Source organism: Pallidibacillus thermolactis (assembly GCF_025660415.1).
Classification (GTDB): Bacteria; Bacillota; Bacilli; order Bacillales; family Caldibacillaceae; genus Pallidibacillus; species Pallidibacillus thermolactis.
On sequence record NZ_JAOUSE010000067.1, the window covers coordinates 1 to 13727 of the forward strand.

Sequence of the window (13727 nt, forward strand, 5' to 3'; positions counted from 1 at the left end):
ACACCCGTTCCCATCCCGAACACGGAAGTTAAGCTTCTCAGCGCCGATGGTAGTGAAGGGTTCCCCTTTGCGAGAGTAGGACGTTGCCAGGCAAATAAAACAGCGACATTCGTCGCTGTTTTTTACATTCTTTAACTTGAACTTGTCAATTCAAATATAAGAGATCTTGAAAAACGCATGCTTCTTTTTACCTTTCAAATTGGTTTTAAACCTAATATTTAGTTAAATTTTCATAAATCATTTATTATGAATTGATTAATTAAAAATGGGATTTTTTGTATGCAAATATCTAAATATCTCATAATTAGTGGATACTCTATAGATGGTTTATGATGGATTAATTCTACCCACCATTCGATTTCATATCGAGCAATCATACTTAAGTGATAGAGTAATAAATAATGAATTATGAGCTCTGGAAAGAAACAGAGTTCCCTTGATCCCTTCAACCAGTAATATCTGTCTTCGACTAAATGAAAACGAAAAGGTAGTTGTTCAACTGGAATATCTGATGATGGAATTTTAATTAAATATTTATTCCCGCGTTTTTCGCTCAAAATTGGTTGATTAAGTTTTGAGTTAAAAAAATCAATTAAACGATCCCCTGTCATATTAAAATCGTCTAAAACCTCTTCTGGAATTTGATACATTTCTTGCTCTTCTCTTCTTAAAGGAATGGCAAACTTTCTTTTTTCCCAATTAAAGAAAAAGGTGCTTAACTCAGGAATTTCTTGAAGTAAGGATTTAATTTTTATTTTTGTTCCTTCTAAATGTTTCATATGGAACATTTTGTCAGAAAAATGTGGAAATAGTCCGTTTTTCTGTAATTTTACTTCATCCTCCATATATTGGTAATTTTGCTTTTTTCTTTTTCGTGTCGATACACCGTGAGCTAAAACAGCACTCGATTCAGGATAGTTTGGATCCACAGTTAATATACTAGCTTTTATTAGAAAAACCATCCCATAAAAGAGAAGAATTGGCTTAATATTTATTGGTGATTTCTTGCTTTGTTCAAAAAAACTCTTACCTTGTTCTAAGTAATAAATTAACGAATAACTATTTTCATAACTTTTTGCTTGAGCATCAGTGAAGCCTAATTTATGATAACTTGACAATAAAAATTCGCGGGAAGTATCGGCTGAAGATAAATAGAGAAAATTATTCCAATGCATATGTTCTTGATAGAAGTACAAATAAATACCTCCAATTTCAGAAAAGTACAACTTATTAAAGTCTGCTTGACAGTATTTTAACCAATTGGTAACCTACTAATTAATAAAATTTTCTGGAGGCGTGTACGACAATGTGGGAAACGAAGTTTGCTAAAGAAGGTTTAACATTTGATGATGTTTTATTGATTCCAGCTAAGTCTGATGTATTACCAAAGGAAGTCGATTTATCTATCCAATTAACAAATACATTAAAATTAAATATACCAATTATTAGTGCAGGTATGGATACAGTTACGGAAGCCGAAATGGCCATTGCTATGGCAAGACAAGGCGGTTTAGGAATTATTCATAAAAACATGTCAATAGAAGAACAAGCAGAACAAGTTGATCGGGTTAAACGTTCGGAAAATGGTGTAATTACGGACCCATTTTATTTAACTCCAGAACATCAAGTATTCGATGCAGAACATTTAATGGCTAAATATCGTATTTCTGGTGTTCCAATTGTAAATAATGAAGCTGAACAAAAGTTAGTTGGTATCATTACAAACCGTGATTTACGCTTTATTGATGATTATTCAATAAAAATTGAATCTGTAATGACTAAAGAAAATTTAATTACAGCACCTGTTGGAACAACAGTTACAGATGCAGCAAAAATTTTGCAAAAATATCGAATTGAAAAACTTCCACTAGTAGATCATAAAGGAGTTTTAAAAGGTTTAATTACAATAAAAGATATTGAAAAGATCATTGAATTTCCTAATTCAGCAAAAGATAATCAAGGTCGTCTACTAGTAGGTGCTGCTGTTGGTGTCACGAAAGATACAATGCGTAGAGTTGAAGCACTATACAATGCAAATGTTGATGTTGTTGTTGTTGATACAGCTCATGGACATTCTCAAGGTGTAATTAATACAGTTAAGGAAATCAAAGAAGCTTACCCAGATCTAAACTTAATTGCAGGTAATGTGGCAACAAGTGAAGCAACAAGAGAATTATTTGAAGCTGGTGCAGATATTGTTAAAGTTGGAATTGGACCTGGTTCAATCTGTACAACTCGAGTCGTTGCTGGTGTAGGGGTACCACAAATCACAGCGATATATGATTGTGCAACAGTTGCTAGAGAATTAGGGAAAGCAATTATTGCAGATGGAGGCATTAAATATTCAGGAGATATTGTAAAAGCTTTAGCTGCGGGTGGACATGCGGTCATGTTAGGAAGTTTACTAGCTGGAACATCCGAAAGTCCAGGAGAAACAGAAACCTTCCAAGGACGCCGTTTTAAAGTTTATCGTGGTATGGGCTCCATATCAGCTATGGAAAAAGGTTCTTCAGATCGCTATTTCCAAGAAGGTAATAAAAAATTAGTACCAGAAGGTATTGAAGGCCGTGTTCCATATAAAGGTCCAGTTGCAGATACAATTTACCAAATGGTTGGCGGTATTCGCTCTGGAATGGGATATTGTGGAGCAAAAGACTTAGCTTATTTAAGGGAAAATGCACAATTTGTTCGTATGACCGGAGCAGGACTTCGAGAAAGCCACCCACATGATATACAAATTACAAAAGAAGCACCAAACTATACGATTAATTAAACAACGATTAAAATGAATAATGAAAATCCCATTAATTTTGATGGGATTTTTTTTCTGATTAGGATAAGTCTATTTTTTTAAAAAAAGATATGATAAACTATTCAAGGAGAAAAAAATGGAAACTTACAAATTTGGAGGGAGATTTGTTGACAACGATAATAAAAAGACTATTTATATATACGCTACTAATCTTTTTTATTTTACCTATGATAACGGGAGTAAAAACTGCATCTGCTGCAAGTAATGACCCATTAAATTTAGAAGCAGAGGCAGCTATTTTAATAGACGCAGAAACAGGAAAAGTATTATATGAAAAAAATGCCGATAAACGTTTGGGCGTTGCCAGCATGTCAAAAATGATGACTGAATATTTGGTATTAGAGTCCATCGCTGATGGGAAAATTAAATGGGACCAAAAAGTATTAATAAGTGAGTTTATACATAAACTTTCCAGTCCAAATTTAGGATTATCAACCGTTGGATTAACGGAGGGTGAAGAGTATACCGTTAAAGAATTATACGAATCAATGGCGATCCATTCTGCCAATGCTTCAACCGTTGCTTTAGCAGAGTTAGTAGCAGGAAGCGAAGAAAACTTTGTAAAGATGATGAATGAAAAGGCGGAAGAACTTGGACTAGAAAACTATTATTTTGTGAATTCAACCGGTTTAAATAACTCTGATATGTTGGGGCGTCATCCTGCTGGAACAGATGAAAATGAAGAAAATCTAATGTCTGCACGTGATACGGCAAAGCTTGCTTACCATTTATTGAAAGATTACCCGGAAGTATTAGAAATTGCTAGTAAACCTGAGTTGAATTTTAGAGGTACTGTATATAAAAACTTTAACTGGATGCTTCCAGGTTTAATCTATGAATACAAAGGTGTCGATGGATTAAAAACAGGTTCGACAAACTTTGCTGGTTACGGTTTCACAGCAACAGCTATACTAGACGGACAACGATATATTTCTGTTGTTATGAAAACCCCAAGTCAAGCTGCACGATTTACAGATACTAGAAATATATTAAATTATGCTAAAGGGAATTTTGGAAAAACTGAAGTTGTAACTGAAAATAAAGCAATTAAAGGAAATGAATCTCTAGCAGTAGACAAAGGTAAAGAAAACTCTGTAAAAGTAGCACCTAAAAATTCATTAGATTTAGTTATAAAAAATGGTGAAGAAGAGAATTATAAAGCTAAAGTTGTAATTGATAAAGAAAAACTAAATGAAAATGGTGAATTAACTGCACCAGTTAAAAAAGGTGACGTTGTTGGTTATGTTACCTATGAATATACTGGGGAAGGTGAAGATTTAGGATTTCTGTACAAAGATAAACCAATTAAAGTTGATTTAGTTGCAACAGAAGATGTAGAAAAAGCGAACTGGTTTGTATTAATGTTCCGGAGTATCGGTGATTTCCTTGTTGGATTATGGGACGGTATTACGTCTACTGTTGCTGGGTGGTTTTCATAAAAAGTTGAATATTTCCTAATGATGAGATAAAATATGAAATAACAAACTTAATAAAGGATCAATGAGAGGAAGTAGTAGTAAGTATGTGCTTTAAGAGAGCCGATGGTTGGTGGAAATCGGTAGCGGCAACTTACGAATCCGTCCTCGAGAGTAGTACGTAAAGCCTTGAAGAAAGGAAAGTACTACCGGTATAAACCGTTATTTAACTAAGAGGCAGACTAATCAAAGTGTGATTAATCTGCAATTAGGGTGGCAACGCGGGATTATAAACTCTCGTCCCTTTTGTATAGGGATGAGAGTTTTTTTATATAAAAAATTCAATGGAGGAAAAGAAGATGTTAGATATTAAACTTTTACGTTCAAATTTTGAAGAAGTAAAAGCAAAACTTCAACATCGTGGGGAAGATTTAACAGATTTGGACAAATTTGGTGAGTTAGATGCAAAAAGACGTAAACTGATTGTTGAAAGCGAGTCTTTAAAAAATCGGAGAAATGAAGTATCTAGTCAAATTGCTGTCTTGAAAAGAGAGAAAAAAGATGCAGATCACCTCATCAAAGAGATGCGAGAGGTAGGAGATCAAATTAAAAAATTGGATGACGAATTACGAGTAATAGAAGAAGAGTTAAATCAACTATTATTATCTATCCCAAATTTAGCGCATGAAAGTGTACCGGTTGGGGAAACAGAGGATGATAATGTTGAAATTCGTAAATGGGGTGAAATTCCTACCTTTGATTTCGAAGTTAAACCACACTGGGATGTAGCAACAAATTTAAATCTAATTGATTTTGAACGAGCTGCTAAAGTAACTGGTAGTCGCTTTGTATTTTATAAAGGTGCAGCTGCTAAGTTAGAGCGAGCATTAGCTTCTTTCATGTTGGATCTTCATACTGAAGAACATGGATATATAGAAATGCTGCCACCATATTTAGTTAACCGAAATAGTTTAATCGGTACTGGCCAATTACCAAAATTTCAAGAAGATGTCTTTTTAGTAGAAGAGGAAGACTATTTTCTCATTCCAACAGCAGAAGTTCCAGTTACAAACTATTTCCGGGATGAAATTTTAAATGTTGATGATTTACCAATTAAATTTGCAGCATATAGTGCTTGTTTCCGATCGGAAGCTGGATCTGCAGGTCGTGATACGAGGGGGTTAATTCGTCAACATCAGTTCAATAAAGTCGAGTTAGTAAAATTTGTTAAACCAGAAGATTCTTATGATGAACTTGAGAAATTAACGCGAGATGCTGAACGAGTTTTGCAATTGCTTGAACTTCCATATCGAGTCGTATCAATTTGTACTGGTGACTTAGGCTTTACTGCAGCAAAAAAATATGATTTGGAAGTATGGTTGCCAAGCTATAACACTTACAGAGAAATTTCTTCTTGTAGTAATTTTGAAGATTTCCAAGCAAGACGAGCAAATATTCGCTTTAGAAGAGAGCCAAAAGCGAAACCCGAATTTGTTCATACATTAAACGGCTCTGGTCTAGCGATCGGTCGTACAGTTGCAGCAATATTAGAAAATTATCAACAGCCAGATGGTCGAGTTAAAATTCCAGAAGCGTTAAGACCATATATGGGTGGTAAGGAATATATTGGTTAATTTAATTATGAATAACAAGGGGCGTAAAAGAAGAACATAGTTTTAGATAGTGTTTGCCCCTTCTTTTTAACATATAAAGTATTGACTTCAAAAAAATGTTATGTTAAAATAATAAAGTCCGATGTGGAGGAGTACCCAAGTCTGGCTGAAGGGATCGGTCTTGAAAACCGACAGGCGGGTCAAACCGCGCGGGGGTTCGAATCCCTCCTCCTCCACCATAATGAAAAAACGCATAAAATTTGGAGAAAAATTATAACTGCCTATGCTTACAGGCAGTTTTTTTTGTGTCGAAAAACCTTTAATTCTGTTCTGTTATGTTCAAAAAACTAGCTGCCCGAATAAATGGCACAGCTAGTTCAAATATTTACATAATATATTATTATTTTTTATAAGCTTTAGACTCATTCAAAATATAACCAATTTTACTGATGATCTCTTCTAAGGACGATTCATCTTTATAAAGGTCATAATCATTAATATTAATACGTAATATTGGACATTCTTGGAAATTATTAATCCAATTCGTATATCGTTCGTACATTTCTTGCCAATATTCAACGGGGGTTTCTTGTTCCATTGGGCGCCCGCGTTCCTTAATACGTGCAAGAATGTCTTCAAAGGAACCTTCTAAATATATTAATAAATCTGGATGATGGAAAAAAGGCGTCATAACCATGGCGTCAAAAAGACTCGTATATGTTTCATAATCCTCTTTCGTCATATTCCCCTTTTCGTACTGCATTCTTGCAAAAATTCCCGTATCTTCATAAATAGAACGATCTTGGACAAAACCACCACCATATTCAAAGATTCTTTTAGCTTCTTTAAATCTCTCGGCAAGAAAGTAAATTTGTAAGTGAAAACTCCATTTTTTAAAGTCTTTATAATACTTATCTAAATACGGATTCGTATCAACTTTTTCAAAGGATGTACGGAAATTTAATGCTTTTGCTAATGATTTAGTCATTGTTGACTTTCCTACACCTACTGTACCTGCAATCGTAATCACTGCATTGTTAGGTATGTTATATTTTTCACGTAAATTCATTAATTTTTAACTCCTTTTAAAAGCAATTTTTCTAGTTGTTCAAAAATAAATTGTAAATCCTCTTCATTTTGGACGAAGTCATATTTGTCACCATCGATTGAAAGTACAGGAATGTCTGGATTTTTAGCTATGAATTTTTGAAAATGTGTATCATAATCTTTCGATAGATTTTCTAAGTATAAAGGCGTAATATGTTTTTCGAAAGCTCGTCCTCTTTTTGAAATTCGCTTTAATAAAGTATTTACATTGGCATGTAGGTAAATGACAATGTTTGGGTGGGGCAAATCTCTGTTTAAAATCTGAAAGATTTGCTCATATTTATGAAAGTCATCTTGTCCAAGAGTTCTGTTGGCAAAAATTAAGTTTTTAAACATATGATAATCAGAAACAACGGGGATATGTTTGTTTAAATAGTTCTTTTCAATTTCTTGGATTTGTTTGTATCGGTTACAGAGGAAAAACATTTCGGTTTGAAATGCTACACTATCCATATTTCGATAAAATTGATCTAAAAAAGGATTTTCACTAACAATTTCCTTTAACAAATGATATTGAAAGCGGTCGGAAATAGCCTTAGCAAGTGTTGATTTTCCGACTCCAATGGGACCTTCAACTGCGATATATGGTATTTTCATTAGTCAACTCCACACTTTATGTTTTATTAATATAACCATTCATTTTTTACACTGAAAATAATTTTACCATAGGAAAACAATAAAAAGTATACCTAAATATAGGAACTTAAAGTTAGTAAAATAGGAGAAAAATAAAAAGGAGAATTAAATAATTCCCCTTCGATAGTAATTATCTTTATTAGTTTTCATTTGTTTCATCTTTTTCTTACGTTGAAATTTTCCGTAATAAGTAGCCAATTTTGTGGAAAGGACAAACCGAGCTTCCAATAACTAATTCCACGTAAATTTAATTCTTTGATAAGGTTAAATTTTGCTTGAATACTTCTTGCATCTTCAAACCATACTTCATGTTGTTTACCTTCCTCATCCCAATACGAAAAAAATGGAGCTTGAGCTTCATAATCATATTGAATAGGGACATTGTATTGGGCAGCGAGCTCAATTGCCTGTTGAGGACTAACGGCACGAGCAACTGTACCTTCAACAAACGGGAGAGTCCAATCATATCCATATAAATTTTGTCCCATCATAATTTTTTCTGCGGGCATTTCTGTTAGCGCGTATTCAATCACTTTTCTTACAGGTCCAATAGGTGAAACTGGCATAGCTGGCCCGCCACTATAACCCCATTCATATGTCATAATGACAACAAAATCAACAATTTCTCCGTGGGCACGATAATCATGAGCTTCATACCATAGCCCCTCTTGTTCTGCACTAGTTTTCGGGGCTAAAGCGGTAGACAATAACCATCCTTGTTCATTAAATCTTTGCTTTGCTCTTCTTAAAAAGTTGTTATACGCTTCTCGATCTTCTGGACGTAAAAATTCAAAATCGAAGTGAATATCACGAAATCCATACTTTTGAGCGATACTCACAATATTATCTAAAAATTTGGTTTGTATTTCCTGATCATTTAATAATATTCTACCTAATTCATCACTAAATTGGTCGTTTTCCTGATTGGTAATAACCATCATTAGTACGTTATTATTGGCTTCAGCTATTGCAGGAAATTGATTTAAGGGAGGTTCTTTCAATGAACCATCACGTAACGCCTGAAAACTAAAAGGAGCTAAATATGTCAAATATGGAGCAGCATCTCGAGCAGCATTTTCTAAGGCAGGAGTAACACTATCTCGGGGCTCAACGTAAGCATTAATCTCTTTTGTCAATTTTGATCGTGGTGGAATATAAAGTCTAAATCCAACATTGAGTGGGAAATTGACTGGAATACCATTTATAGACGCAAGCTCTTGATAGTTTAAACCAAATCTTTGAGCTATAGAAAACAAACTGTCACCAGGTTGAACCCAGTAAAAACTGCCAATAATCGGAATAACAAGTGTTTGCCCAACGACTAATTGGTTGGGGTTGGGAATTTGGTTTGCTTCAACTAAATCATTAACTGTTGTATTATAGGCCTGGGCAATACCGTATAACGTTTGTCCTTGTTGCACAACATGAATCTGCATAAAATGACCTCCTCATTATATGACACTATAAAATGTTTATGTATCAATTAGTAAAAAATGATTTATAATATAGATTTTAGTAGAGAAATTGGGGCACGTTTTTAAAGGAGTAGATATATGGACAGAGATCAATATTATATGGAAATGGCAATTGAAGAAGCATTAAAGGCAAAGGAAAAAAATGAGGTACCCATTGGGTGTGTAATTGTTTTAGAAGATCAAGTGATTGCAAGGGGACATAACTTGCGGGAATCAGAGCAACAAGCAACAGCCCATGCAGAAATTATTACGATACAAAAAGCTTGTAAAAAACTGCATTCGTGGCGTCTCGAAAACGCAGAATTATATGTAACTTTAGAGCCATGTCCGATGTGTGCAGGTAGTATTATCATGTCTCGTATTAAACGAGTGATCTTTGGTACACATGATCAAAAAGGAGGTTGTGCAGGAACATTAATGAATTTACTAACAGATGAACGTTTTAATCATCAATGTGAAGTGAAAAGTGGTGTACTACAAGAACAATGTGCTGCACTTCTAACAGATTTCTTTAAAGAACTAAGAATAAAAAAAGCACAGCTAAAGAAATTAAAACAAGAAGGAAACAATTAACAGCTATAAACCATTGCAATTTTATATATTAATTAGTATACTAATAATGCGTCATAAAGACGCTTGAAAATTGATAGCAACTTTGCCGTGCTAGGTGGGGAGGTAGCGGTGCCCTGTAACCCGCAATCCGCTCTAGCGGGACTGAATCCCTGTCTGAGGCTGTTTAACTGTAGGGCCTGTCTTACGTAAGTGGTGTTGACACCTGGGTCCTGCGCAATGAGAATCCATGAACCATGTCAGGTCCGGAAGGAAGCAGCATTAAGTGGAACCTCTCATGTGTTGCAGGGTAGCCTGGGTCGAGCTAACTGCGTAAGCAACGCCTATGGTTAGCAGTCGAAGATAGGTGCACGGCAGTTTAATTAATACAAATACATAAACTTACATTAAACATCCTTGTAAAAGGGTGTTTTTTTATAGTAAATATTATAAAATTTAAGGTATAATAAGATGAAGATATTTCATTTGAAATCGTTCTTTTAGGAGGGTAAAAATGGGTTACCAAGCATTATATCGCGTATGGCGACCACAAGTATTTGAAGATGTGGTTGGACAAGGACATGTCACAAAAACATTACAAAATGCCCTCTTACAAAAAAAAATTACGCATGCCTATTTATTTACAGGACCTCGAGGTACTGGAAAAACGAGCGCGGCAAAAATATTAGCGAAAGCTGTTAATTGTCCGAATCGAGGAGATTCAGCTGAACCTTGTAATGAATGTGAATTATGTAAAAGTATTACTGTAGGGTCTAATCCAGATGTAATTGAAATAGATGCTGCATCAAATAATGGTGTAGAAGAGATCCGTGATATTCGGGAAAAAGTAAAATATGCACCGAATGTTTCTTCATTTAAGGTATACATCATTGATGAGGTTCATATGTTATCAATCGGTGCTTTTAATGCATTATTGAAAACCTTAGAAGAGCCACCGAAGCATGTCATTTTTATTTTGGCAACAACGGAGCCTCATAAAATTCCACTAACTATCATTTCGAGATGTCAACGATATGACTTCAAACGCATCCCACATCAAGCAATTGCGGCTCGGATGAAATATATTATAGATGAATATGGCATTAACTATGAAGAAGAAGCATTACAAATGATTGCAAGAGCTTCAGAAGGTGGAATGCGGGACGCCCTTAGTCTATTAGATCAAACAATTTCATTTGGTCAAGATGGCATTACAGTTAACGATGCTTTAGTGATAACTGGATCAGTTTCGCAAAACATATTAAACGACATTGCTAAAGCCATTCTAGAAAAAAATCCTCAAGTGGCCTTAGAATCGTTACATACGTTGTTAGCGGAAGGGAAAGATCCGGTTCGAATTGTAGAGGACTTCATACAATTTTACAGGGATTTACTTTTATATAAGAATTCACCATCAATGCAAGATTACTTAGAACGTGTAATTGTGAACTCTGAATTTGAACAACTTTGTGATCAATATGAATTGAAGCATGTATATGAAATAATTGACCGTTTTAATAAAACGCAACAAGAAATGAAATGGACAAATCACCCGAGAATTTTATTAGAAGTGTGCTTTGTTCAATTATGTCAAAACGATTTTACTAGTAACCAAACTGATTCGAATGAAAAAGTACATGTGCTGGAACAAAAAATTACTTCCTTAGAAGAACAACTTCAACAATTGAAAGTAAATGGAATACAAGTATCAAAACAACAAGAAGAAGTTAAGTCCTCAATTCATTCTAGGACTAGTAAAAAAGGATTCCGAGCACCTGCTGGAAAAATTGAAAATATACTTGCCAATGCAACAAAACAAAATTTACAATTGATAAAGGGGAACTGGGGATCCATTCTTGAAAAATTAAAAAGATCCCATGCGGCCCTTTTAAATGATGCTGAACCTGTTGCTGCATCCGAGCAGGGATGTGTTGTAAAGTTTAAATATGAAATTCATTGTCAAATGGCTATGAATAACCATGAATTTGTAAACATGATGAATAACTTATTGCATCAAACTTTTAGAAATGCAATGGAATTTATTGGTGTTCCTGAAGAACAATGGTTAGAATTGAGAGAGTCATTTATAAATCAACATCGTGATCTTGTGAAAGATAAGAATCAATCAAAACCTATAGGCGATCCTTTAATAGAAGAAGCTAAAAAACTGTTTAGTGACGAATTAATTGAAATAAGAGATTAATTAATGGAGGTTATGGAAATGCGTGGAATGGGAAATATGCAAAATATGATGAAACAAATGCAAAAAATGCAAAAGAAAATGGCTGAAGCTCAAGAAAAATTAGGTGAAGAAAGAATTGAAGGTACTGCCGGTGGAGGAGCGGTTACAGTTGTTGTTTCCGGTCATAAAGAAGTTTTAGAAGTTAAATTAGATGAAGCTATTGTCGATCCAGAAGATGTTGAAACACTTCAAGATTTAATTCTTGTTGCAACAAATGACGCCCTTTCAAAAGTGGATGAAATGGTGAGCAAAACGATGGGGCAATTTACGAAAGGAATGAATATCCCCGGTCTTTTTTAATAGGAGGCACCATGTGAATGTATTACCCAGAACCGATAAGTAAGTTAATTGATAGTTTTATGAAATTACCCGGAATTGGCCCAAAAACAGCTACTCGTTTAGCCTTCCATGTGATTAACATGAAAGAAGATACTGTCTTAGAATTTGCTAGATCCCTTGTAAATGCAAAAAGAGATTTAACTTACTGCTCTGTTTGTGGGCATATTACCGATCGAGATCCTTGTTACATTTGTGATGACAAAAATCGTGATCAATCAATAATCTGTGTTGTACAAGACCCGAAAGATGTCATTGCAATGGAAAAAATGAAGGAATTTCAAGGGTTATACCATGTTCTACATGGTTCAATTTCACCAATGGAGGGAATTGGCCCAGAAGATATCAATATACCTACATTATTAAAGAGACTTCAGGATGAAACTGTTCAGGAGCTTATTTTGGCTACTAACCCAAATATTGAAGGTGAAGCAACAGCGATGTATATATCTAGATTGGTCAAACCCTCTGGTATTAAAGTCACAAGAATTGCTCATGGTTTACCTGTTGGTGGAGATTTAGAATATGCAGATGAAGTAACGTTATCAAAAGCGCTGGAAGGCCGGAGAGAATTATAATATTATCCGTTTTACGTGGGAAAAATATTTGGGAGTAGGGCCTATAAGGGGGAGTTTTGTGTGCTCTTCAAAAAGAAAGGAAAACTAAAGAAAGAGTACGATCGATTACTTCTATCCCAAATTGACAAAATGCGTTTAAAATGGATGAATCAAAAAAGTATTTGGGATAAATGTTTTGACTTAAATGAAGACTTAGAACAAAAGGTAAAAATTTCAAAATTGAAATATTATTATTTGTTTAAAGAAGCTAAAGTAAGAAATATTAAATTAGATATAAAAAATAAATGATTTCTAAACAAAGACCATTGATTGCATAAATAAGCAAATACTCTGGTCTTTTTTTCATTCTCAATACATATATATGAACTGTACAAGTCCGTACAAGTACACAATTATATATGTAAGGAGGATGGAAAATGGATTCAATCATTATTGTTGGAATCATTTTAGCATTTATCATATTATTATTGATATTTGGCACATCTCTAAAACCGTTCAAAATTCTTGGACAAGGAATAATTAAAATATTCATCGGTGCCTTTCTTTTATTTTTCTTAAATGCTTTTGGAAGTAATTTTGGTATACATGTTCCAATTAACCTAATTACAGCAGCGATCTCAGGATTTTTAGGTATCCCAGGATTAGCAGCATTAACAGTTATTCAAATTTGGATTATATAGTAATGATTAGAATTTACTTTTTCATTCATTTTTTTAAAAAAACATTTGTAATTAACAAGATAATTTGTTATGATTATATTCGTCAGTTGAAAAACAGAAGAAATAAAAAAACTATTGACATTTTAATAGTACCATGTTATGATAATAAATGTCGTTAAAAATTTGAACCTTGAAAACTGAACAAGACAAAGCGTTTTTAAACCATTTTGAGCAAATCAAACCCTTTTTTGGAGAGTTTGATCCTGGCTCAGGACGAACGCTGGCGGCGTGCCTAATACATGCAA

General features: G+C 34.2%; 13 protein-coding genes, 1 tRNA gene, 2 rRNA genes, 1 other RNA gene and 1 other annotated feature. Of the genes, 13 read left to right on the plus strand and 4 right to left on the minus strand.

The genetic code is table 11. The features are described 5' to 3' along the window. Positions 1-92, plus strand: a 5S ribosomal RNA gene (gene rrf, locus OEV82_RS14610); the annotation flags it as partial. Between the two features lie 138 nt (positions 93-230). Here rrf and OEV82_RS14615 read toward each other — a convergent pair. After that, positions 231-1196, minus strand: coding sequence for a YaaC family protein (locus OEV82_RS14615; protein WP_263062285.1), 966 nt, complete (start codon positions 1194-1196; stop codon positions 231-233). 110 nt (positions 1197-1306) lie between these two features. Here OEV82_RS14615 and guaB point away from each other — a divergent pair, with 110 nt between their 5' ends. The 4 genes from guaB (at position 1307) to OEV82_RS14635 (ending at position 6079) form a co-directional block, all read left to right on the plus strand. Next, positions 1307-2773, plus strand: coding sequence for an IMP dehydrogenase (gene guaB / locus OEV82_RS14620; RefSeq protein ID WP_173658290.1), 1467 nt, complete (start codon positions 1307-1309; stop codon positions 2771-2773). Positions 2774-2979: 206 nt separating this feature from the next. Further along, on the plus strand, positions 2980-4251 hold the full coding sequence (locus tag OEV82_RS14625; protein ID WP_377701576.1) for a D-alanyl-D-alanine carboxypeptidase family protein: 1272 nt from the start codon (positions 2980-2982) through the stop codon (positions 4249-4251). 52 nt (positions 4252-4303) lie between these two features. Then, positions 4304-4535 (plus strand) — a binding site (T-box leader). A 51-nt stretch (positions 4536-4586) separates the two neighbouring features. Next, the gene (gene serS, locus OEV82_RS14630) at positions 4587-5861 is read left to right on the plus strand and encodes a serine--tRNA ligase (protein ID WP_173658288.1); all 1275 of its coding nucleotides are present in this window, start codon (positions 4587-4589) and stop codon (positions 5859-5861) included. Positions 5862-5986: 125 nt separating this feature from the next. After that, a tRNA-Ser gene (locus OEV82_RS14635) sits at positions 5987-6079 on the plus strand. A 161-nt stretch (positions 6080-6240) separates the two neighbouring features. Here OEV82_RS14635 and OEV82_RS14640 read toward each other — a convergent pair. The 3 genes from OEV82_RS14640 to OEV82_RS14650 form a co-directional block, all read right to left on the minus strand. Then, complete coding sequence (locus OEV82_RS14640) at positions 6241-6909, minus strand: deoxynucleoside kinase (protein WP_173658287.1); 669 nt, start codon at positions 6907-6909, stop codon at positions 6241-6243. After that, entirely contained in the window at positions 6909-7544 is a 636-nt protein-coding gene (locus tag OEV82_RS14645; protein WP_173658286.1) for a deoxynucleoside kinase, read from the minus strand. The genes OEV82_RS14640 and OEV82_RS14645 overlap by 1 nt, the downstream gene beginning before the upstream one ends. A 194-nt stretch (positions 7545-7738) precedes the next feature. Beyond that, positions 7739-9019: a glycoside hydrolase family 18 protein gene (locus OEV82_RS14650; protein WP_263062288.1), complete on the minus strand. Its 1281-nt coding sequence runs from the start codon at positions 9017-9019 to the stop codon at positions 7739-7741. A gap of 117 nt (positions 9020-9136) precedes the next feature. Between OEV82_RS14650 and tadA the strand changes: the two genes are divergently transcribed. The 8 genes from tadA to OEV82_RS14690 all read left to right on the plus strand — a co-directional run. After that, positions 9137-9631 (plus strand): tRNA adenosine(34) deaminase TadA, encoded by a 495-nt coding sequence (gene tadA / locus OEV82_RS14655; RefSeq protein WP_173658284.1) that lies wholly within the window; start codon positions 9137-9139, stop codon positions 9629-9631. An 85-nt stretch (positions 9632-9716) separates the two neighbouring features. Next, an RNA gene (gene ffs, locus OEV82_RS14660) (signal recognition particle sRNA large type) lies at positions 9717-9982 on the plus strand. A 139-nt stretch (positions 9983-10121) separates the two neighbouring features. Next, a complete protein-coding gene (gene dnaX, locus OEV82_RS14665; RefSeq protein ID WP_263062289.1) occupies positions 10122-11810 on the plus strand; it encodes a DNA polymerase III subunit gamma/tau in 1689 nt (562 codons plus the stop codon). 18 nt (positions 11811-11828) lie between these two features. Further along, on the plus strand, positions 11829-12149 hold the full coding sequence (locus OEV82_RS14670) for a YbaB/EbfC family nucleoid-associated protein (RefSeq protein ID WP_173658282.1): 321 nt from the start codon (positions 11829-11831) through the stop codon (positions 12147-12149). A 17-nt stretch (positions 12150-12166) separates the two neighbouring features. After that, positions 12167-12763, plus strand: coding sequence for a recombination mediator RecR (gene recR, locus OEV82_RS14675; protein ID WP_173658281.1), 597 nt, complete (start codon positions 12167-12169; stop codon positions 12761-12763). 60 nt (positions 12764-12823) lie between these two features. Continuing rightward, positions 12824-13051 (plus strand): YaaL family protein, encoded by a 228-nt coding sequence (locus tag OEV82_RS14680; protein WP_173658280.1) that lies wholly within the window; start codon positions 12824-12826, stop codon positions 13049-13051. Positions 13052-13179: 128 nt separating this feature from the next. After that, positions 13180-13443 carry a pro-sigmaK processing inhibitor BofA family protein gene (locus OEV82_RS14685; RefSeq protein ID WP_173658279.1) on the plus strand — a complete coding sequence of 88 codons (264 nt, stop codon included), beginning with the start codon at positions 13180-13182 and terminating at the stop codon, positions 13441-13443. Between the two features lie 224 nt (positions 13444-13667). Next, positions 13668-13727 (plus strand): 16S ribosomal RNA (locus OEV82_RS14690); the annotation flags it as partial.